An 18,901-nucleotide genomic window follows, 5' to 3' on the forward strand; every position below is an offset into this window, starting at 1 on the left:
CCCGGCGCCGGCGCGGTGGTCGACGAGTACGTCGAGCCGCAAGGCGTGACCGAGCAGATTGTTGCGGGCGTGCTCGCTGAGGCCCTGGGCATCGACCGGGTGGGCCGCACGGATAGCTTCCTGCGCCTCGGTGGAAACTCCCTGGTCGCGGTGCGGGTGGCCGGCCTGCTCACCGACGCCATGGGCAAGCCCGTGGAGCTTCGGGATGTACTGCTGGCGGAATCCGTTGCCGATCTCGCCGTGCGGATCGAGGAGGGCGGGACCGCCACCGCCGCCGACCCGATGTCGGTCATCTACCCGATCCGCCCCGAGGGCGACCAGGCCCCGGTGTTCGCGATCCACCCGATCGTGGGTCTCGCCTGGTGCTACACCGGGCTCGGCGGCCTGCTGCCCGAGGGAGTGCCGGTCTACGGCGTGCAGTCCCCTGCCGCGTCGGAACCCGGTCTTGTGCCTCCCGCGTCGATCGACGAGCTCGCGGCGCGCTACGTGGAGGAGATCCGCAGGATCCGCCCCGAGGGGCCCTACCGCCTGCTGGGCTGGTCACTGGGTGGCGTGATCGCGCACGCGATGGCCGTGCAGCTGCAGGAGGCTGGGCAGCAGGTCGAGCTACTGGCCATGCTGGACTCCTTCGCCGGAGACGCCGGTGCCGCCGTGGAGTCCGGTGAGGTCACTGTCGCTGACGTCGTTGGAGGATTCGGAGTATCCGGAGGCGACATCGACGCCGCGGGGATCGGCTCGGTGGCAGAGCTGATCGATGCCGTGGACGGGCACGTTCCGGTTCCCCGCCAAGCGATCGAGAAGCTGATCGAGGTCGCGGAGGCATCAGCGGCAGCGATGCGCCGCTATGAGCCGCGCCAGTTCCAGGGCGATCTGATCCTCTTCACCGCCGACAAGGATCGGTCCGATCGCGATGCGGCAGCAAGGTCGTGGCAGGCGGCGATCTCGGGCGCGATATTCGCCTCGGGAGTGGACGCAACGCACTGGGAGATGACCTCCGCGCCCGTTCTCGAGATCGTCGCGAGGAAGGTCGCGGAACACCTCTGAGCGTTCCGCAAGAACAGCGGCGCCAGCGCGAGAATCGCGCTGGCACCGCTGTTCTTGCTGTTCAGGAGCACGATAACAACGCGTCGCTGGATCGTGACCTGTTCGTGCAGTGGAAGACAGCCTCCCGAGACACTGCCGCACTACTGTTCACCACAGATGGTTCACAGGCGATCCGAGCAGAAAGCGGCGAGCGGCAGGCAGTCATCATTTTCAGTGCGAGCAGGGTGCTGATCCGAGCAACAAATAGGTAGGTTAGCGAGTGGAAGACGAAGCGCGAGCGCGGCAGCGTCCTTGCCTCCAGCCTGCCCGGGGCGTGCCCGCAAACCGCGAAGCCACCAGGGAGAGGCCGGCCAGCCGCGCGAGCAATCGCCAGGATGCCAACGGAATGCTGCGCAAGGCGATCGACGGCTACGGGCTCGACGACGAGACCGTGGTGCTGCTTGCGGCTGCGGTCGAGGCGCTGCTCGATGAAGGCGCGAAGGGGCATGTGCTCGCCATGCGGCTCCGGTCCATGCTGGCCCAGCTCCTCGCCCGCGGCGCCGATGAGCCCGCGCCCGCGCACGCCCCTGGCTCGCTGACCCATGTCGTGGTGCAGCTCTTCGAGGAGCGTGCCCGGGTCCATGCTGCAGGGGAGAGCTACGATCACTCGGGCTCGCGCGCCGCGGCCTCGATGTAGCCAGCCTCGGGATGGACTCGGGTTCCTATCCGGGGTGTGATTCTAGGGCGCGCGAGACAGCGCCCGGTACTTCCGCGAGCGAGCCACATAGCTCGATCCCCTCGAGCTCATGCATGTAGTCGTCGTAGATGGCCGAGATCTTTCCGTTGGCGTTGTCGAGAGCCACGACGCGCTTTCCCATCAGGAGCCCGAGCACGGCCGCATGGAGGCGATCAGTCACGATGACGCGCCCCTTGGCTAGTTTTCGGGCAGCTCCATGGAGGAGAACGTCTGCCTGCCTATCGAAGAGGAACGGCTGCGCGCTGTTGGTGAGCTTGCGGGCCGCGTGGTTCCAGGTAGAGGCGTTGTTCGAATCCGCGAGCGTCGCGAATCATGATCGTGAGGTTCGGATGGCCGGAGTATATCTCTTGGGTGGCGCGCAAGGCATCTCCTGGTAGCCATGCCATGCTCTGTGGTAGTTGCACGATGGCCGGTCGGGAAAATCGCGGATAACCCGTTCCCGCAACTTCTGAAATATTGGCCACCTGTCTCCGAAGTTCCCACCGCCCTGGCACAGGATGGGTCCGTCGGGGACCTTCGCGCGCAGTACGTCCGCATCGTAGTTCGTGACAGTGCAGCCGTATCCGATCCTTGCGACCATGGCGCTCAATAGATTGCGTTGGCTTCGGTAGATGAGGAGATCCCCCGCATTGATGTGCTGGGGGAAGTCGACGAAGGCAACGGTGCTGCCAGCAGTGATGGCCTGCTGGTGCGCGCTGAGGCTCCGGGCACTGATCCGGGCGATCGCGTCGGCCATGGCGCTGCTGCTGGAGGTCACGGAATCACCCGCTCGTGGCGCTGGGTAGCAATATTCCCTAGGCTGAACCTCTGCCGCTCCGCGTCCCACGCTCGCACTGGAAAATGGTAGGCCAGATAGAACGCGCGCCTGAGCCACACCGCCGCGTAGTGGGCCGCTGGGACTCTGTCGTAGCCACGTTGGCGCATCGTGAGAACTGAGCCTTTCGAGTACTTCCAATAGCTTGCAGGGCTCGAGAGCATGCTTCGTCCCGAAATTCCGGCTCGCATTCCAGGGACAAGGGCGACCGTCACCCCTGCTTCGCGAAGCGCGAGTGATAGATCGACGTCCTCCCAGATCCCCGGTGTGGAGTTGACGGCCCCCTTGATGGTGTTCCAGGCTTCTTTGGTCAGGGCCATGTTGGCGCCAAAAACATTGCGCACAGTGCGATAGGAGTGCAGGAACGGGCGTGGTCAAAGCCCTTGTTGCGGGCCGGGACAAGGCCTTGCCGCTCTTCATGGATCAGGACTATCCGCTCGTCGTGCTTGGCAAGTTCTTCGACGACCGTTCCTGTTTGATCGGTGCTGTTAGTGTCGACCACGACGAGTTCTGCGATGTGATCGCCTTGGCGCTGAAGGTGCTCGATGCACCGGCGAATCGCCTCGCGCTCATTCAAGACGGGGGCAACAACACTTATTGGCTTGGGCGTAGCGGACGGTTGCGGGTGACTTCTTGCCAATGGTTGATCCAGTAGTTGGGATTTCTTGGATTGGTCGACCAAAAGCTGTGGCGATATTTCTACTTGAAAGTCGGTGAATGGCCTACAACGGATCTCGCTGGGAAGCATTGCGGTGGTCGTCCGGAACTTCGTGGACTGCTTGCAGCGTGGCGTTAGTGACAGCGAGTAGCTTCGGTGCTCTACTGGACCGATGAATCTAAGCGTTGTCGTTCCGGCGTTCAATGAGGAAGACGCCATCGAGCCATGCCTTGAAGCGCTGGTATCGCAGCGCGAGCTACCTCACGAGATCATCGTTGTCGACAACGCCTCCACCGACGGCACGGCTGCCGCGGTCAGCAGGTTCCGCGAACGCAGCCCTGTTCCGATCAAGCTCGTCCACGAGCCTGCTCCGGGGGTCGCTGCTGCACGAAACCGCGGATTCGCGGAAGTCACCGGCGAGATCATTGCCCGCATCGATGCGGATACCCGCGTCGAGCCTGAATGGTCCAGCGCGATCGTCGATTTCTTCGCCGGCAAAGGGGCTGGGTTTGACGCAGCGGTCGGACCGATCAGCAAGTACGATGCTCCGCTGCGGGGCCTCGACAGGGCCGGAATGGCACTGATCACGCGGGTAGCAACGATGCGGGGCAGCGAGAACACAGAGGTGCGCCGGGTGAACAGCCTCGTCGGCAGCAATATGGCGATCACGCCGCAGGCCTGGCGCGACATCAAGGACGACGTCAGCCTTTCCCGCGAGAAGTGGGATGACACGGATGTCTCGCTGCTCCTGGGCAAAGCGGGCAAGCAGATCGCCTTCGTGCCGGGGATGAGGGCCGGGATCTCTGGCCGCCGGGGGCGCACCTCCCGGCAGGCATTCTGGCGCTACAGCGCGAGCCTGCCGCGCACGTTGCGCATGCACGGCAGGCTGTGGGAAGCCCGGGCCAGCTGGATCACCGTGTGGATCATGCGGACGATGTACCTGCTCGTGTGGGTTCCCAATCGTGCCTATGACCCCGAGACGGAGCGGTACTCATGGTCGCGCCTGCGAACCGGTTCGGAGCACCGCGCCCACCCTGGGGGAGACGCTGCCCGCTAGAACCCTCTCGGCCCGTGGGCCCGGCGACTAGCCCGCCGCGGACCTCCGGTATCCCCGGATCGCGGGGAAAGCAAAGAGGACCACGAAGCCGCCGGACCACAGCGCGCACAACATCAGCGGTGTCATGTAGTCACCACCGGTGGCCAGCGCCCGCATGGTATCCACAGCGTGGGTGATCGGCTGGTTCTCCACGAATGGATGAGCCCAGCTGGGAAACGCATCGACCTCAGTGAATCCGGTGCTGAAGAACATGCCGATCATCATGAACAGGCTCAGGGCCGCGACGATCGCCTGGCTTGTCGTCGCCAGCGCGGCTGCGGTCGCCAATGTCGCGAACCCTATGCCGAACAGCAAGGGGATGGCTAGGAACGCGAAGAACGTCCCTACGCTCTGGAACGTCAATCCCAGTGGCAAGGCGACCGCGATGATGAGCAGCGTGGTCAGAATGATCCGGGCGCTCTCGGCGAGCAAGCGCCCCGTCAGGTCGGCTGCCCGGTGGATCGGCAGTGCCCAGTACCGGCTGAGGATTCCCTTCTCGCGCTCCTGCATCACCAGCACAACCCCGGCGAGCGCCCCCGACATCGCCGCGACCAGCGCCATCAGCGGCGCGAAGCGGAATACTGCAGCTTGCCCCGAGAAGCGCTCGATCGTGTCGCCCATCACGAGTCTGAGCATCAGCAGCATGATCGCCGGATAGATCACGGCCTGCACCATCGTGAACGGGTCCCGCGACCAGACGATCAGCAGGCGCTTCGCCATGAGCAGGCTCTGCCTCGCCCAGGACGACAACGACGACTCGGGCGCGGAATGGGAGAGCTCGGGGAAGAGAACGATGGGGGACGTGGCTGTATTCTCCACAGCGGGAGCGGTCATGGTCGGATCACTTCCTTCTCGCGCTAGCCCAGATCGCGAAGGCGGCGAACAGGACTAGCAGCCCGCCGCCCCACAATGCTGTCGGCACCATGATGTCGCGGGTCGCCTCGCCATCCGCGAGTTGCCGCAGGGCCTCGGCGAAGATCGAGACTGGCTGGTTGCGAACAAAGGGTCGCACGAACTCGGGGAAGCCGCTCTCGGGAATGAACCCGGTGGACATCATGCCGAAGATCAAGGTGGGCAGCGTCAGCGCCTGGGTGACCGCGCGCGGGTTCTCCGACCAGGTGCCGAGGCCATCCGCGGCCAGCATGAGAGCGAGGCTGACCAGCAGCGCGAGCCCGAGGAAGCCCGCGGTCTCGGCCCACGTGCCCTCGAACCGGAAGTTGACCAGGTGGCCGTAGGAGAGGGCTGCCGCCAGGGTCACTATGGAACGGACCATGTTCGCGGACATGCGGGACCAGAGCGGTACCAGTCGAGGAATGGGCATCGTGGCGAACCGCGTGGTGATGCCATCCGCCGCGTCCCTCGCAGCGCGCAATGCTGCCTGGGTCATGGTCAGTGCCACCGCGCCGAGCGCGATGAGCGGGACCACGAACTGGCCGTAGTTGTCCAGGCCGCCACCGCCGAAGTAGGTGGCGGTCTCCATCATCTTGCGCAGCGGCACATAGTAGGCCAGCGTGAATAGCGCGGGCGTCACGAGAGCGACGATGAAATCGCCATTGCGAGTCATCTCGCGCAGCGCCCGGCTGTTGAGCGCCGCCCACTGCTGCAGCTGGCTTGGTTTGGCCAGCGCGGTGCTCGATGACTCGAGCGGGATATCGATAGTACCGACCGTCATGGGCGCGCGTCCTCCTTGCTACCATGCCCGGTCAGTGAGAGGAACACATCGTCGAGCGAAGGCCGCCGCAGCGCGACATCGGCGAGCTGGATGTTCTCCATGTCGAGGCGGCGCAATACCTCGCTGAGCGTGGCCGGGCCGTCGATCGCTGGCAGCGAGAGCCGATCGGCATCGGGCTTGATCTCGGGCAGCGGCGCATCCTGTGGATAGAGGTCAGCGAGCAATGCCTGGATCTTCTGCAGATGCGTCGGGTTGAGCGGCACGACCTCGCAGTATGAACCTCCCGTCCGCTGCTTGAGCTGGTCGGCGGTGCCCTCGGCGATGACGGTGCCCTTGTCGATCACGATGATGTTGTCGCTGAGGATGTCGGCCTCCTCGAGGTACTGCGTGGTCAGCAGCACGGTGATGCCCTCGTTCTTCAACGACTTGACCAGCGACCACACCGCCTGGCGGCTCCGGGGATCGAGCCCCGTGGTGGGCTCGTCGAGGAAGACGACCTCGGGCCGGGTGACGAGTCCACAGGCGATGTCGATCCGCCTGCGCATGCCACCGGAGTAGCCGCCCACGCGGCGGTTGCCTGCATAGACGAGGTCGAATGCCTCGAGGAGCTGCTGGGCGCGGGTCTTGGAGTCTCGTCGGTTGAGCCCCATCAGCCGTCCGAACAACTGCAGGTTCTCCCGGCCGGTGAGCGTCGCGTCGAGCGCGGCGTACTGCCCGGTCAGCATGATCGAGCGGCGCACGTCGGCTGCCTGCTCGACAACATCGAATCCCGCGACCCAGGCCTTGCCGAAATCGGGTTGCTGCAACGTTGACAGCACGCTCACCATGGTGGTCTTGCCCGCGCCATTAGGGCCGAGCACCCCCAGCACGGTGCCCTTGGGCACGGAGAAACTGATGCCACTCAAGGCAGTAACGTCGCCGAAAGTCTTGACAACATCGTCGACAACCACCGCAGTCTCCGGCGATGAGCGCATCCAAACTCCTGTAAATGTCAGGTGCGGTACGGAACGGCACCCGGTTCGGGGTCGTCCTCGCACCATCACCAGGGTTTCCGGCTGGTGCACGCCTTGGTCCAACCTACCGCGCTACGCGACGGGGTTAGCCAGGGAGCGCGCTGCACAGTAATTTGATCGAACAGGCCCGGGCCAATCGTAGCCCTTTACCAACACGCTACCCGTAGAGAGCGCCGGAATCCCCGAGAAGAAAGGCAAGCATGCCCAGCGTCACACTTAATGGCATCACGCTGAACTATCGACTCCACGGCCAGGGCCCGCTGGTGCTGATGATCATGGGCACGGCAAGCCCTGGGAGGGTATGGGAGATGTACCAGGTCCCGGCCCTCGTGAGCGCCGGATTCTCCGTGGCGACCTTCGAGAACCGGGGCATAGCGCCCAGCAGCGAGTGCCCTGGGGGCTTCAGCATCGACGACATGGTGGGCGATGCCGCGGCCTTGATCGAGCATCTCGGGACCGGTCCCGCGCACGTGGTGGGAACATCGCTGGGCGCCCGGATCGCCCAGGAGCTGTGCCTGGCTCGCCCAGGCCTCGTGCGCAGCGCAGTCCTTCTCACCGCGCATGGCCGGGTCGATCCCGTCATCAAGGCGCTGTCCCGGGGCGAGGCGGAGCTGCACGATCGCGGGATCGAGCTGCCCGCCGCGTACTTCTCCGCGGTGAACGCCATCATGAACCTCTCGCCCGCGACGCTGCGCAAGGACATGGATGCGGCCGACTGGCTGGCCATCATCGAGTACTCCCATGCGCCCGCCACGGCAGGGGTGCGGGCGCAGATCGCCCTGTCGGAGTTCCCGGACCGGCTGGGGGCCTACCGCGCGATCACGACGCCGGTGCTCGCGGTCGGGTACCAGGACGACCGGCTGATACCGCCGCACCTCGCGCGGGAGGTAGCGAACGCCATACCTGGGGCGCGATACCTGGAGGTGCCGGATGCCGGGCACTACGGGGCCCTCGAGCGGCCTGATGCGGTGAACAAGATCCTCCTGGAGTGGTTGCGCGCCTCCTGAGGGCGCGAGCTGCGCTCCCACGGTCCCGGGCCTGGCTAGGCCGTTGGAAAATGCGGTACTGTCCAGCGGCGGGGAAGGGGACGTCGCTCGTCGTGGCGCGCCATCGATCCCGAGGCGAATCCGGATATTGATGACAAGGGTGGCAACCATGACCGAACCCCGTGCGCTCGCGCTGTGGAACAAGCTCAACAAGAACGTTGTCGGTCGACTTGCGTTCTCGGCGGGCGTGTGGGCGAAGGCTCCCTATTTCGTGACGGTCGTGCCCGTCGTGCGCAGCGCCGAGCCGGGCCGGGTCGTGATGTCCGCGCCGAAGTGGCCGGGCGTGCACAATCACATCGGCACGTTCCATGCGATCGCTGCGTGCAACCTCGCGGAGGCGGCCATGGGTGTCCTGATGGAGGTGACCGTGCCCTCCACGCACCAGTGGATCCCTAAGGGCATGTCGGTCGAGTACCTGCGCAAGGCGCCGTCGGGGCTGACCGCGACGGCCCAGATCGAGGTCCCGGACTTCAGCGGTATCACCGATGGGCTGGATGTCGTGGTCCCGGTGTCCCTGACCGACAAGAACGGCAACGAGGTCGTCCGTGCCGATATCACCACCTGGGTGCGGCCGCGGAGCTGACCGGCGGTGGCCGTGTTCGCGCCGAGGCGGGAGCCCTGGCCCGCGATTTGGCCACGACGAGGATTTGATGCATACTATTCGGGTTGCCTTGGCCAGGTACGAATCCGCAGGTGCCCTGCACTCGCGGTAACTTCTCGGCCTAGGCATGCCTCATGCCTGGTAGCAGGAAGCGAGCTCGCAGCGACATCACTGTCATCGCGAGAACGCCGATCGCCACTGGGAGCAATAGCAAACCAAGACCATGTGCCCACTTGGGCGCGACTGGTCCGGCATGCGGTCGCCCAGCGACCGCATGAGAAGCGAGAGGGCGACACGCCCGACCGCGTGGACCGGAGAACCATGACAGGTGAACAGCGGCGACGGATCGGCTTTGATCCTGTTGCGGGCTGCGACTTCGCATGTCATGGCCGTTTGCGCGAAGGCTAGGCAGCTTCGCGCAAGCATCGAAGGGGTGGCGGAAGCAGCCACAACATCGAAGGTGTGGTCGACAGGCCACAGCGACAGCGGCAAGAAAAGGACACAAGCGTGGCGGGACAAAAGATCCGCATCAGGCTCAAGGCCTACGACCATGAGGCGATCGACGCGTCAGCGCGAAAGATCGTCGAGACGGTGACCCGGACGGGCGCTCGGGTCGTCGGCCCGGTGCCGTTGCCGACCGAGAAGAACGTATATTGCGTCATCCGCTCGCCGCACAAGTACAAGGACTCGCGCGAGCACTTCGAGATGCGCACACACAAGCGTCTCATTGACATCCTCGACCCGACGCCGAAGACCGTCGACGCACTCATGCGCATCGACCTCCCGGCAAGCGTCGACGTCAACATTCAGTGATCGCGGCGGAGACAGGACCGATGGCTAAGCAGAATGAAGCAACGAACAAGGGCATCCTGGGCAACAAGCTCGGCATGACCCAGGTCTTCGACGACCGCAACCGGGTTGTGCCCGTGACGGTCGTCAAGGCCGGGCCATGCGTCGTCGCCGGGGTGCGGACCGAAGAGCGCGATGGCTACAACGCCGTGCAGCTCGCGTACGGGGCGATCGATCCCCGCAAGGTGAGCAAGCCGGTCGCCGGCCAGTTCACCAAGGCCGGCGCCACGCCGCGCCGTCACATCGTGGAGCTCCGCGTCGCCGATCCCTCGCAGTTCGAGATCGGCCAGGAAGTCACCGCTGATGTCTTCGCGGACGGCGCGTTCGTCGACGTGACCGGGATCAGCAAGGGCAAGGGCTACGCGGGCGTCATGAAGCGCCACGGCTTCCGCGGCCAGGGCGCCTCCCACGGCACCCAGGCAGTGCACCGCCGCCCCGGCTCGATCGGTGGCTGCGCCACGCCAGGTCGCGTGTTCAAGGGCATGCGCATGGCGGGCCGGATGGGCAATGAGAAGGTGACGACCCAGAACCTCAAGGTCCACAAGGTGGACTCCGAGGCCGGGCTGCTCCTCATCAAGGGCGCCATCCCCGGACGCAAGGGCGGGCTCGTTGTTGTGAAGACCGCAGTGAAGGGCGGCGAGTGATCATGACAAGCGCAACCAACACCGGAACGACCAAGCTGACCCTCGACGTGCGCACCCCTGACGGTGCCACGAAGGGGACCGTTGACCTGCCCGCCGAGATCTTCGACGCGCCGATCAACATGCCGCTGATGCACCAGGTAGTCATCGCGCAGCTCGCGGCGGCCCGCCAGGGCACGCACTCGACCAAGACTCGTGCCGAGGTCAGCGGTGGCGGCAAGAAGCCCTACCGCCAGAAGGGCACCGGCCGCGCGCGCCAGGGCTCGACCCGCGCCCCGCAGTTCGTCGGCGGTGGCACGGTCCACGGCCCGAAGCCACGCGACTACAGCCAGCGCACCCCCAAGAAGATGATCGCGGGCGCACTGCGCAGCGCGCTCTCCGATCGCGCGCGCAACGAGCGCATCCAGGTCGTCACCGAGCTGGTCCCCGGCCAGAAGCCCTCCACCAGGGCGGTGAAGGACCTGCTCGCCAGCCTCAGCAGCCGGAACAAGTTCCTGGTTGTTCTCGGGCGCGACGATCTGGCCGCATGGAAGAGCATTGGCAACCTTGACAATGCCCACCCCATCGCGCCCGATCAGCTCAACACCTACGACGTGCTCAACAGCGAGGACCTGATCTTCACTGTCGAGGCACTGCACACGTTCATCGCCGCCCGCACGGGTGCCAGCACAGGGGAGGAGTCGAAGTGAACGTCTCGCAGACACTCACCGATCCGCGTGACATCATCCTCGCGCCGGTGATCTCCGAGAAGTCCTACGGACTGATCGAGGAGGCGACCTACACCTTCCTGGTGCATCCCGATGCGAACAAGACGCAGATCAAGATCGCCATCGAGAAGATCTTTGGCGTCAAGGTCGTCAGCGTGAACACCGCCAATCGCCAGGGCAAGCGCAAGCGCACCCGCCTCGGCTTCGGCAAGCGAAAGAACACCAAGCGGGCCTTCGTCACCCTGACGGCCGACAGCAAGCCCATCGAGCTCTTCGGAGGTCCGGTCGTCTAGCGCGCAGCTCGACAATCGGAACTGACGAAACAAAGAGGACGAGAGACTCATGGCAATCCGCAAGTACAAGCCCACATCCCCGGGCCGCCGGGGATCGAGTGTGGCTGACTTCTCCGAGATCACCCGATCCACCCCAGAGAAGTCCCTGATCAAGCCGCTGCATGGTCATGGAGGCCGCAACGCGCACGGACGCATCACCACCCGCCACAAGGGTGGTGGCCACAAGCGCGCCTACCGTGTCATCGATTTCCGCCGCGCGGACAAGGATGGCGTCAACGCCAAGGTCGCGCACATCGAGTACGACCCCAACCGCACTGCGCGCATCGCGCTGCTGCACTACCTCGACGGTGAGAAGCGCTACATCATCGCTCCCGCCAAGCTCAAGCAGGGCGACATCGTCGAATCAGGACCAGGTGCCGACATCAAGCCCGGCAACAACCTGCCGCTGCGCAACATCCCCACGGGTACCGTTGTGCACGCAATCGAGCTCCGCCCCGGTGGCGGCGCGAAGATCGCCCGCAGCGCAGGCTCCTCGGTCCAGCTCGTCGCCAAGGACGGCCCCGACGCGCAGCTGCGCATGCCATCCGGCGAGATCCGCAACGTCGATGCGCGATGCCGCGCTTCGGTCGGCGAGGTCGGCAATGCCGAGCACGCCAACATCAACTGGGGCAAGGCTGGCCGAATGCGATGGAAGGGCAAGCGCCCGACCGTCCGAGGCGTCGTCATGAACCCGGTAGACCACCCACACGGTGGTGGCGAGGGCAAGACCAGCGGTGGGCGCCACCCGGTCAGCCCATGGGGCAAGCCCGAAGGGCGGACCCGTCGTCGCAAGGAGAGCGATCGCCTGATCGTTCGTCGTCGCCGCACAGGCAAGAAGCGCTAGGAGGGAGTGAAAGATGCCGCGCAGCCTAAAGAAGGGCCCGTTCGTCGATGACCACCTCCTCGCAAAGGTGGACGTACAGAACGAAAAGGGTACCAAGCAGGTCATCAAGACCTGGTCCCGTCGCTCGACCATCCGTCCAGACTTCATCGGACACACGTTTGCCGTCCACGATGGTCGCAAGCACGTCCCGGTGTTCGTCTCGGAGAACATGGTTGGCCACAAGCTCGGAGAGTTCGCGCCGACCCGGACGTTCAAGAGCCACATCAAGGAAGACCGGAAGAGCAAGCGCCGATGAGCAACAACAACACCGCGACCGCGAACCCGACCGCTCGGGCGACGGCTCGCTACGTGCGCGTGACACCGATGAAGGCCCGGCGAGTCGTCGACCTCATCCGTGGCCGTGACGCTGCTGACGCACTCGCCGTGCTGAAGTTCGCGCCCCAGGCCGCCAGCGAGCCGGTCGCGAAGGTGCTCGCTAGCGCAGTAGCCAACGCCGAGAACAACCTGAGCCTTGATCCACGCACCCTGGTGGTCTCCGAGGCCTACGTCAACGAGGGCCCCACCCTGAAGCGGTTCCAGCCGCGTGCCCAGGGCCGGGCCTTCCGGATCCGCAAGCGCACCAGCCACATCACCATCGTTGTGGAGAGCCTGCCGTCCAAGGCCGAAGGAAACCGTAACCGCCGGAAGGGAGCTCAGTAGTGGGCCAGAAGATCAACCCGCACGGCTTCCGCCTCGGCATCACCACCGACTGGAAGTCGCGCTGGTACGCCGACAAGCAGTACGCCGAGTACGTCAAGGAAGATGTCGCGATCCGCAAGCTCCTCAAGTCGGGGCTCGAGCGCGCTGGCATCTCCAAGGTCGAGATCGAGCGCACTCGTGACCGCGTCCGCGTCGACATCCACACCGCGCGCCCCGGCATCGTGATCGGTCGCCGCGGAACCGAGGCCGACCGCATCCGCGCCCAGCTCGAGAAGCTGACCAGCAAGCAGGTCCAGCTCAACATCCTCGAGGTCAAGAACGCTGATGCCGACGCGCAGCTCGTCGCTCAGGGAATCGCGGAGCAGCTGTCCAACCGCGTCGCGTTCCGTCGTGCCATGCGCAAGGCGATCCAGTCCGCGATGCGCAATCCCAGCGTCAAGGGCATCCGGGTGCAGTGCTCGGGCCGCCTTGGCGGCGCGGAGATGTCCCGCTCGGAGTTCTACCGCGAGGGCCGCGTGCCCCTGCACACCCTCCGTGCCGACATCGACTACGGCCTGCACGAGGCGAAGACCACCTTCGGCCGCATCGGCGTGAAGGTCTGGATCTACAAGGGCGATGTTGTTGGCGGACGCCGCGAGGCCGACGTCGTCATCCCCGGCAGCGATGACCGCCGGCCCCGTCGCGAGCGTCCCGCACGTCCCCGCCGCAGCGGGGGAGCGGGCAGCGCGCCTGACGCGGGCAAGCAGACCGCCGATGCCACCGCGACGGCCACAGCCGCAGCGGGCGAGCAGAACAAGGAGGCCTGACGATGTTGATCCCACGTAGGGTGAAGCACCGCAAGCAGCACAAGCCGAAGCGTACCGGCCTCGCCAAGGGCGGCACCCAGGTCGTGTTCGGTGACTACGGTATCCAGGCCCTCGAGCCCGCTGACCTCACGAACAGGCAGATCGAGTCCGCGCGTATCGCCATCAACCGGCACATCCGCCGTGGCGGTCGCGTCTGGATCAACGTCTTCCCGGACCGGCCACTCACCAAGAAGCCAGCCGAGACCCGCATGGGTTCCGGCAAGGGTTCTCCCGAGTGGTGGGTCGCGAACATCAAGCCAGGTCGCGTGATGTTCGAAATGACTTACCCCAACGAGGAGGTGGCTCGCGAGGCCCTGCGCCGCGCGATCCACAAGCTCCCCATGAAATGCAGGATCGTGACGAGGGAGGGACAGTTCTGATGGCTACCGGGACAAAAGCCTCAGAGCTTCGTGAACTCAACCAGGAAGAGCTCGTTGAGCGGCTCCGCGAAGCTAAGGAAGAGCTCTTCAACCTGCGTTTCCAGATGGCAACCGGCCAGCTCGACAACAACCGCCGACTGGGCACGGTGCGCAAGGAGATCGCGCGGATCTACACCGTGCTCCGCGAGCGCGAGCTCGGACTTGCCGCCGGACCAGAGGCCGACACGGCTGGTGACGCAGCATGAGTGAGGACAAGGCAGTGGAAGCAACCGCCGCAGAAGCACAGCAGGAGCGCAACCAGCGCAAGACGCGCATCGGTTACGTCGTCTCCGACAAGATGCAGAAGACCATCGTCGTGGAGCTCGAGGATCGCGTAAAGCACCCTCTCTACGGTAAGGTCATCCGGCGCACCAGCAGGGTAAAGGCCCACGATGAGCAGGGGACCGCCGGCATCGGCGACCGCGTGCTCCTCATGGAGACCCGCCCGCTGTCCGCCACCAAGCGCTGGCGCCTCGTGGAGATCCTCGAGAAGGCCAAGTGATGTATCGGCGGGTCCCCGTGGACAACACGGGGGCCCGCCGTGGACCAGGCGTGCACAGGTCGGAAATCTGGCACGCATCAATCCAGGTTCAGGAGTGAACAACAGTGATCCAGCAGGAATCGCGACTCCGCGTCGCCGATAACACCGGGGCCAGGGAAATCCTGTGCATCCGTGTGCTCGGTGGCTCGGGTCGCCGCTACGCGGGGATCGGCGACGTCATCGTCGCCACCGTGAAGGAAGCCATCCCCGGCGGCAACGTCAAGCGTGGTGACGTGGTCAAGGCCGTCATCGTCCGCACCAGCAAGGAGCGGCGGCGCTCCGACGGCTCGTACATCCGGTTCGACGAGAACGCGGCCGTGATCCTCAAGAACGCCACGGACCCCCGCGGCACGCGCATCTTTGGCCCGGTCGGCCGCGAGCTCCGCGACAAGAAGTTCATGAAGATCGTCTCGCTGGCGCCGGAGGTGCTGTGATGAAGGTACGCAAGGGCGACACAGTCCTGGTCGTGTCCGGCAAGGACAAGGGAGCCAAGGGCAAGGTCATCGAGGCCTACCCGAAGCGCCAGAAGGTCCTCGTCGAGGGCGTCAACCGGATGAAGAAGCACACTCCCATCTCCGCCAACCAGCGGGGCGCGCAGTCCGGCGGCATCGTGACCCAGGAAGCGCCGATCCATGTCTCCAACGTCATGGTCATCGATGCGGACGGAAGCCCCTCCCGCATCGGCTACCGGCGTGACGAGGAGTCCGGCAAGAAGGTCCGGATCTCCCGCAAGACCGGGAAGGACATCTGAACATGACCTCTGTGGAGAACAAGATCCAGCCGCGCCTCAAGACCCGCTACCGGGCAGAGATCCGCGATGCTCTCAACCAGCAGTTCGACTACGCCAACGTCATGCAGATCCCCGGCGTCGTCAAGGTCGTCGTCAACATGGGCGTCGGTGACGCGGCGCGCGACGGCAAGCTCATCAACGGCGCCGTCCGCGACCTCGCGCTGATCACCGGGCAGAAGCCCGAGGTCCGCAAGGCGCGCAAGTCGATCGCTCAGTTCAAGCTCCGCGAGGGCATGCCCATCGGTGCGCGCGCGACGCTGCGCGGCGACCGCATGTGGGAGTTCCTCGATCGGCTGGTCACTATCGCGCTGCCCCGCATCCGCGACTTCCGTGGCCTGTCGCCGAAGCAGTTCGACGGCAACGGCAACTACACCTTCGGTCTCAACGAGCAGTCCATGTTCCACGAGATCGACATCGACTCCATCGATCGTCCCCGCGGCATGAACATCACCGTGGTCACGACGGCCACCAACGATGAGGAAGGGCGCGCGCTCCTGCGCCAGCTCGGCTTCCCGTTCAAGGAAAACTGATACCGCATGATGCGCAGGGGCTCCGGCCCGGGCGCGCATAGGGCCTCGCGGTGATCCTCGGGGCGGCGAGAGCCGCCCCGAGGATCCACAAGGCTTATTCCTCATCACTTATCCACTTCCACTTCGCCGTAGGCCCAGAGGGAACCGCAGCGAGAAAGGTGAACAGGTCACCTCCATGACCATGACCGATCCGGTCGCAGACATGCTGACACGTCTGCGCAACGCAAACTCGGCATTCCACGAAACCGTGGCCATGCCGCATTCCAAGCTCAAGGCGAACATCGCCGAGATCCTCAAGCGCGAGGGCTACATCGCTGACTACCGGAGCGAGCCTGCTCGCATCGGCCAGACCCTCGTGCTCGAGCTGAAGTTCGGCCCGAGCCGGGAGCGCTCCATCGCGGGCCTCCGTCGCGTGTCCAAGCCAGGGCTGCGCGTGTACGCGAAGTCCACCAACCTGCCGAAGGTGCTGGGCGGCCTGGGCGTGGCGATCATCTCCACGTCCTCGGGCCTGGTCACCGACCGTCAGGCTGCGACTCAAAAGGTAGGCGGGGAAGTCCTCGCCTACGTCTGGTGAGGGAGGCCACGTCATGTCACGCATTGGAAAGCACCCAGTTCCCGTCCCCTCCGGCGTCGATGTCACCATCGATGGCCAGGACGTCGTAGTCAAGGGCCCCAAGGGGACCCTGTCGCTCAGCGTCAGCCAGCCGATCTCGGTGGCGCGCGGCGAGAACGGCACCATCGAGGTCTCGCGCCCCGATGAGGAGCGCAAGAGCCGCTCCCTGCACGGCCTGTCCCGCACCTTGATCAAGAACATGGTCGTGGGCGCCACCGAGGGCTACACCGCCAACATGGAGATCCATGGTGTCGGTTACCGCGTGCAGCAGAAGGGCCAGAACCTCGAGTTCGCGCTCGGCTACAGCCACCCGGTCCCGATCGAGGCTCCCGAGGGCATCACGTTCAAGGTCGAGACCCCCACCAAGTTCTCGATCTCCGGCATCGACAAGCAGCAGGTCGGGCAGATCGCCGCGAACATCCGCCGCTTGCGTCGCCCCGATCCCTACAAGGGCAAGGGAATCCGCTACGCCGGCGAGCAGATCCGTCGCAAGGAAGGAAAGACGGGTAAGTGACCATGAGCCAGACAACGAGTTCACCATCCGACAAGCCCATCAAGCGCACCCCGCTTGGCACCGACGCCTCCACCCAGCGGCGCATCTCCCGGGCACGCCGTCACTTCCGGCTCCGCAAGAAGGTCTCCGGCACGCCGGACCGGCCTCGCCTCGCTGTGCACCGCTCCGCGCGGCACATCCACGTCCAGGTCATCAACGACATCGACGGCCGCACCCTGGCCGCGGCCTCCAGCATGGAGGCAGATGTCCGCGCGATCGAGGGCGACAAGTCAGCACGAAGCGCCAAGGTTGGTGCCCTCATCGCTGAGCGCGCCAAGGAAGCCGGCATCGACGCTGTGGTGTTCGATCGCGGTGGCCACGACTACCACGGCAGGATTGCCGCGCTAGCCGACGCAGCACGTGAAGGTGGCCTGAACTTCTGATGATGACCACCACCAGCAACACCCCAGAACGTACGAACGGAAGGAAAGCCTGATGCCGGGACGTGGTCGGCGCGACGGCGGAAGCGGACCCGCCGGAACCAACAACCCAAGCGGTGGGGACAACGAACGCCGCGACCGCCGCGATCGCCGCGATAACAGCCGCGGTGGCGCAGCGGCGGAGAAGTCCAACCACCTCGAGCGCGTGGTCACCATCAACCGCGTCGCCAAGGTCGTCAAGGGCGGACGGCGGTTCAGCTTCACCGCGCTCGTCGTCGTCGGTGACGGCAACGGCGTCGTCGGAGTGGGCTACGGCAAGGCCAAGGAAGTTCCCGCGGCCATCCAGAAGGGCGTCGAGGAAGCGCGCAAGAACTTCTTCCGCGTTCCCCTCATCGGCGGCACCATCACTCACCCCGTCCAGGGAGAGGCCGCTGCGGGAGTCGTCCTGCTGCGTCCTGCCAGCCCTGGTACCGGTGTGATCGCTGGTGGCGCGGTGCGCGCGGTCCTCGAGTGCGCGGGCATCCACGACATCCTGTCCAAGTCGCTTGGCAGCGACAACGCCATCAACGTCGTGCACGCGACCGTTGCCGCGCTCAAGCAGCTGCAGCGTCCCGAGGAAGTCGCTGCTCGCCGCGGCCTCCCCATCGAGGACGTTGCTCCTGCTGGCATGCTCCGTGCACGCGCAGCGCAGGAGGCATAGCAATGGCCGAACTGAAGATCACCCAGGTGCGCAGCACCATCGGTGCCAACCACAAGCAGCGCGAGAGCATCCGCACGCTCGGTCTCAAGCGGATCCGCCACTCGGTCGTCCGCGAGGACAGCCCGCAGGTCAAGGGTCTTGTCCATCGGGTGCGGCACCTCGTCACCGTTGAGGAGGTCTAGGACCCATGACCATCAAACTGCACCATCTTCGTCCCGCCGAAGGGTCGAAGAAGGACAAGATGCGCGTCGGTCGCGGCGAAGGCTCCAAGGGCAAGACCGCGGGCCGTGGCACCAAGGGCACCAAGGCGCGCAAGCAGGTTCCCGTGACCTTCGAGGGCGGGCAGATGCCGCTGCACATGCGGCTGCCCAAGCTGAAGGGCTTCAAGAACCGCTTCCGCACCGAGTACCAGCCCGTCAACGTCGGTGACATCGCGCGCCTCTTCCCCGAGGGCGGCGCCATTGGTGTCGACGATCTCGTCAATGCCGGGCTCGTCCGCAAGAACGAGCTCGTCAAGGTTCTCGGCGAGGGCGACCTTGCGGTGGCCGTTCAGGTCACCGCGAACAAGTTCTCTGGCTCCGCCAAGGAGAAGATCACCGCAGCTGGTGGCACCGCTACCGAGCTGTGACGGTCGAGAAACCGCACTGCATGCCCGAGAGGCCGTGAAGGATATTCCTTGACGGCCTCTCGGCGTGTCCGTGCCTGGCGCCACCCCATCGGGCCAGCGCGGTGCACGGCCTCGCGCGTCCGGGGGGAGATCCCCGGAAGCTGTTAGAGT

General features: G+C 65.4%; 30 protein-coding genes and 1 pseudogene. 26 read left to right on the forward strand and 5 right to left on the reverse strand.

Going from position 1 to position 18,901, the window contains the following annotated elements:
• Both HT102_RS07745 and HT102_RS07750 read left to right on the forward strand, forming a co-directional pair.
• Window positions 1–1,044 (forward strand): thioesterase domain-containing protein (locus HT102_RS07745; protein ID WP_192038856.1); only part of this gene is annotated, 1,044 nt, incomplete at its 5' end.
• Between the two features lie 385 nt (window positions 1,045–1,429).
• Window positions 1,430–1,720 (forward strand): hypothetical protein, encoded by a 291-nt coding sequence (locus HT102_RS07750; RefSeq protein ID WP_192038857.1) that lies wholly within the window; start codon window positions 1,430–1,432, stop codon window positions 1,718–1,720.
• Between the two features lie 25 nt (window positions 1,721–1,745).
• Here the strand turns inward: HT102_RS07750 and HT102_RS07755 are convergent.
• A pseudogene (locus tag HT102_RS07755) lies at window positions 1,746–1,961 on the reverse strand (polysaccharide pyruvyl transferase family protein); the annotation flags it as partial.
• 430 nt (window positions 1,962–2,391) lie between these two features.
• Between HT102_RS07755 and HT102_RS07760 the strand changes: the two are divergent.
• Window positions 2,392–2,565, forward strand: a complete 174-nt coding sequence (locus HT102_RS07760; protein WP_192038859.1) for a hypothetical protein — start codon at window positions 2,392–2,394, stop codon at window positions 2,563–2,565.
• 339 nt (window positions 2,566–2,904) lie between these two features.
• Here the strand turns inward: HT102_RS07760 and HT102_RS16420 are convergent, their stop codons facing one another.
• Window positions 2,905–3,471, reverse strand: a complete 567-nt coding sequence (locus tag HT102_RS16420) for a glycosyltransferase family 2 protein (protein WP_408611331.1) — start codon at window positions 3,469–3,471, stop codon at window positions 2,905–2,907.
• On the opposite strand from HT102_RS16420, the gene HT102_RS07770 reads away from it, so the two are divergent.
• Window positions 3,425–4,309 (forward strand): glycosyltransferase family 2 protein, encoded by an 885-nt coding sequence (locus HT102_RS07770; RefSeq protein WP_192038861.1) that lies wholly within the window; start codon window positions 3,425–3,427, stop codon window positions 4,307–4,309. The genes HT102_RS16420 and HT102_RS07770 overlap by 47 nt on opposite strands.
• Before the next feature lie 27 nt (window positions 4,310–4,336).
• Here the strand turns inward: HT102_RS07770 and HT102_RS07775 are convergent, their stop codons facing one another.
• The 3 genes from HT102_RS07775 to HT102_RS07785 are packed head-to-tail and all read right to left on the reverse strand — an operon-like array spanning window position 4,337 to window position 6,994.
• Window positions 4,337–5,182 (reverse strand): ABC transporter permease, encoded by an 846-nt coding sequence (locus HT102_RS07775; RefSeq protein WP_192038862.1) that lies wholly within the window; start codon window positions 5,180–5,182, stop codon window positions 4,337–4,339.
• 7 nt (window positions 5,183–5,189) lie between these two features.
• Window positions 5,190–6,020, reverse strand: a complete 831-nt coding sequence (locus tag HT102_RS07780) for an ABC transporter permease (RefSeq protein ID WP_192038863.1) — start codon at window positions 6,018–6,020, stop codon at window positions 5,190–5,192.
• Entirely contained in the window at window positions 6,017–6,994 is a 978-nt protein-coding gene (locus HT102_RS07785) for an ATP-binding cassette domain-containing protein (RefSeq protein WP_192038864.1), read from the reverse strand. Before HT102_RS07785 ends, HT102_RS07780 begins: the two co-directional genes overlap by 4 nt.
• A gap of 239 nt (window positions 6,995–7,233) precedes the next feature.
• On the opposite strand from HT102_RS07785, the gene HT102_RS07790 reads away from it, so the two are divergent.
• The 22 genes from HT102_RS07790 (at window position 7,234) to rplO (ending at window position 18,751) form a co-directional block, all read left to right on the forward strand.
• Complete coding sequence (locus HT102_RS07790) at window positions 7,234–8,040, forward strand: alpha/beta fold hydrolase (protein WP_192038865.1); 807 nt, start codon at window positions 7,234–7,236, stop codon at window positions 8,038–8,040.
• Between the two features lie 148 nt (window positions 8,041–8,188).
• Window positions 8,189–8,662, forward strand: a complete 474-nt coding sequence (locus HT102_RS07795) for a hotdog fold domain-containing protein (RefSeq protein WP_192038866.1) — start codon at window positions 8,189–8,191, stop codon at window positions 8,660–8,662.
• Window positions 8,663–9,187: 525 nt separating this feature from the next.
• Window positions 9,188–9,493, forward strand: coding sequence for a 30S ribosomal protein S10 (rpsJ, locus tag HT102_RS07800; RefSeq protein WP_003938093.1), 306 nt, complete (start codon window positions 9,188–9,190; stop codon window positions 9,491–9,493).
• Between the two features lie 20 nt (window positions 9,494–9,513).
• Window positions 9,514–10,173 carry a 50S ribosomal protein L3 gene (rplC, locus tag HT102_RS07805; RefSeq protein ID WP_149360553.1) on the forward strand — a complete coding sequence of 220 codons (660 nt, stop codon included), beginning with the start codon at window positions 9,514–9,516 and terminating at the stop codon, window positions 10,171–10,173.
• A 2-nt stretch (window positions 10,174–10,175) separates the two neighbouring features.
• Window positions 10,176–10,859 (forward strand): 50S ribosomal protein L4, encoded by a 684-nt coding sequence (gene rplD, locus HT102_RS07810; protein WP_192038867.1) that lies wholly within the window; start codon window positions 10,176–10,178, stop codon window positions 10,857–10,859.
• Window positions 10,856–11,170 (forward strand): 50S ribosomal protein L23, encoded by a 315-nt coding sequence (gene rplW / locus HT102_RS07815; protein WP_192038868.1) that lies wholly within the window; start codon window positions 10,856–10,858, stop codon window positions 11,168–11,170. Before rplD ends, rplW begins: the two co-directional genes overlap by 4 nt.
• Window positions 11,171–11,219: 49 nt before the next feature.
• A complete protein-coding gene (gene rplB, locus HT102_RS07820; protein ID WP_192038869.1) occupies window positions 11,220–12,053 on the forward strand; it encodes a 50S ribosomal protein L2 in 834 nt (277 codons plus the stop codon).
• A gap of 13 nt (window positions 12,054–12,066) precedes the next feature.
• Window positions 12,067–12,348 carry a 30S ribosomal protein S19 gene (rpsS, locus tag HT102_RS07825; protein ID WP_192038870.1) on the forward strand — a complete coding sequence of 94 codons (282 nt, stop codon included), beginning with the start codon at window positions 12,067–12,069 and terminating at the stop codon, window positions 12,346–12,348.
• Window positions 12,345–12,752 carry a 50S ribosomal protein L22 gene (gene rplV, locus HT102_RS07830; RefSeq protein ID WP_192038871.1) on the forward strand — a complete coding sequence of 136 codons (408 nt, stop codon included), beginning with the start codon at window positions 12,345–12,347 and terminating at the stop codon, window positions 12,750–12,752. Before rpsS ends, rplV begins: the two co-directional genes overlap by 4 nt.
• A complete protein-coding gene (gene rpsC, locus HT102_RS07835) occupies window positions 12,752–13,558 on the forward strand; it encodes a 30S ribosomal protein S3 (RefSeq protein WP_192038872.1) in 807 nt (268 codons plus the stop codon). Before rplV ends, rpsC begins: the two co-directional genes overlap by 1 nt.
• 2 nt (window positions 13,559–13,560) lie before the next feature.
• A complete protein-coding gene (gene rplP / locus HT102_RS07840; protein WP_192038873.1) occupies window positions 13,561–13,977 on the forward strand; it encodes a 50S ribosomal protein L16 in 417 nt (138 codons plus the stop codon).
• On the forward strand, window positions 13,977–14,222 hold the full coding sequence (gene rpmC / locus HT102_RS07845; RefSeq protein WP_192038874.1) for a 50S ribosomal protein L29: 246 nt from the start codon (window positions 13,977–13,979) through the stop codon (window positions 14,220–14,222). The genes rplP and rpmC overlap by 1 nt, the downstream gene beginning before the upstream one ends.
• Window positions 14,219–14,518 (forward strand): 30S ribosomal protein S17, encoded by a 300-nt coding sequence (rpsQ, locus tag HT102_RS07850; RefSeq protein ID WP_192038875.1) that lies wholly within the window; start codon window positions 14,219–14,221, stop codon window positions 14,516–14,518. Before rpmC ends, rpsQ begins: the two co-directional genes overlap by 4 nt.
• A 104-nt stretch (window positions 14,519–14,622) precedes the next feature.
• Window positions 14,623–14,991 carry a 50S ribosomal protein L14 gene (gene rplN, locus HT102_RS07855; protein ID WP_192038876.1) on the forward strand — a complete coding sequence of 123 codons (369 nt, stop codon included), beginning with the start codon at window positions 14,623–14,625 and terminating at the stop codon, window positions 14,989–14,991.
• Window positions 14,991–15,308, forward strand: coding sequence for a 50S ribosomal protein L24 (gene rplX / locus HT102_RS07860; protein WP_192038877.1), 318 nt, complete (start codon window positions 14,991–14,993; stop codon window positions 15,306–15,308). Before rplN ends, rplX begins: the two co-directional genes overlap by 1 nt.
• A gap of 2 nt (window positions 15,309–15,310) precedes the next feature.
• Window positions 15,311–15,877, forward strand: coding sequence for a 50S ribosomal protein L5 (gene rplE, locus HT102_RS07865; protein WP_192038878.1), 567 nt, complete (start codon window positions 15,311–15,313; stop codon window positions 15,875–15,877).
• Between the two features lie 175 nt (window positions 15,878–16,052).
• Window positions 16,053–16,451, forward strand: coding sequence for a 30S ribosomal protein S8 (rpsH, locus tag HT102_RS07870; protein WP_192038879.1), 399 nt, complete (start codon window positions 16,053–16,055; stop codon window positions 16,449–16,451).
• A 13-nt stretch (window positions 16,452–16,464) separates the two neighbouring features.
• Window positions 16,465–17,004 carry a 50S ribosomal protein L6 gene (gene rplF / locus HT102_RS07875; RefSeq protein ID WP_192038880.1) on the forward strand — a complete coding sequence of 180 codons (540 nt, stop codon included), beginning with the start codon at window positions 16,465–16,467 and terminating at the stop codon, window positions 17,002–17,004.
• A 2-nt stretch (window positions 17,005–17,006) separates the two neighbouring features.
• On the forward strand, window positions 17,007–17,426 hold the full coding sequence (gene rplR / locus HT102_RS07880; protein ID WP_192039114.1) for a 50S ribosomal protein L18: 420 nt from the start codon (window positions 17,007–17,009) through the stop codon (window positions 17,424–17,426).
• Window positions 17,427–17,478: 52 nt separating this feature from the next.
• Window positions 17,479–18,123 carry a 30S ribosomal protein S5 gene (gene rpsE / locus HT102_RS07885; RefSeq protein WP_192038881.1) on the forward strand — a complete coding sequence of 215 codons (645 nt, stop codon included), beginning with the start codon at window positions 17,479–17,481 and terminating at the stop codon, window positions 18,121–18,123.
• 2 nt (window positions 18,124–18,125) lie between these two features.
• Entirely contained in the window at window positions 18,126–18,305 is a 180-nt protein-coding gene (gene rpmD, locus HT102_RS07890) for a 50S ribosomal protein L30 (protein ID WP_192038882.1), read from the forward strand.
• Window positions 18,306–18,310: 5 nt separating this feature from the next.
• Window positions 18,311–18,751, forward strand: a complete 441-nt coding sequence (gene rplO, locus HT102_RS07895) for a 50S ribosomal protein L15 (protein WP_192038883.1) — start codon at window positions 18,311–18,313, stop codon at window positions 18,749–18,751.
• Window positions 18,752–18,901 lie beyond the last annotated feature (150 nt).

The sequence above is a fragment of the Lolliginicoccus lacisalsi genome, from assembly GCF_014841105.1.
GTDB lineage: Bacteria > Actinomycetota > Actinomycetes > Mycobacteriales > Mycobacteriaceae > Lolliginicoccus > Lolliginicoccus lacisalsi.